Genomic DNA, 587 nt, shown 5'->3' with positions numbered 1-587 from the left:
CTGGGTCTGGGTCAGGTTGTAGCCACCGCCGATATCGACATACGGGCCGGTGATGGTCGTGGCCTTGGCTGCGAACGGTGTCGCTGCCAGCAGGCTGGTCGCCAGCAGAGCAGAGCGGAGACGCATATGATCATCCTTCCTCATGTTATTACTTCTTTGTAAACCACATCTTTCGCGTGATGCGAAGATTAATCGATTTCACCAGATCAAACACAGTGTGCTTCAGGTGGTTTCATTCTGTCTGTTATCCAGACGCGGCAGAAAGGTGACACCATAGCGACGCATGCATATGCAAGTGTTTTTTCTGTTTAATAACAACTAATTATATGGGCTGTATCAAAGCAGGCACAATCTTGTAATAAAAGATTTAGAGTATTTTGTGGCAAAATGGACACAAAGTTACGATAGCCTACTGAAGATAAAGAAACGTTTAGAAATAAAAAAAGGGGGCACCGAAGTGCCCCCTTTCCGGTAGTCGCCCTGCGCTGGATCAGTGCAGGATGATTTCCACGCGACGGTTCTGGGGCTCACGGGTGTCGGGACCTGTGGGCACCAGCGGGTGTGCTTCGCCGTAGCCATGGATGTCG

At 49.9% G+C, this 587-nt stretch carries 1 pseudogene; it reads right to left on the bottom strand.

What is annotated here, in order from left to right:
* A pseudogene (locus CFR79_RS15560) lies at positions 1–126 on the bottom strand (OmpA family protein); the annotation flags it as partial.
* Between the last annotated feature and the right edge of the window lie 461 nt (positions 127–587).

Origin of the sequence: Komagataeibacter saccharivorans (assembly GCF_003207825.1) — a bacterium.
GTDB classification, from domain to species: Bacteria; Pseudomonadota; Alphaproteobacteria; order Acetobacterales; family Acetobacteraceae; genus Komagataeibacter; species Komagataeibacter saccharivorans.
The sequence above is the reverse complement of the archived record's forward strand: the minus strand, read 5'-3'. Positions and strand labels throughout refer to the sequence as shown.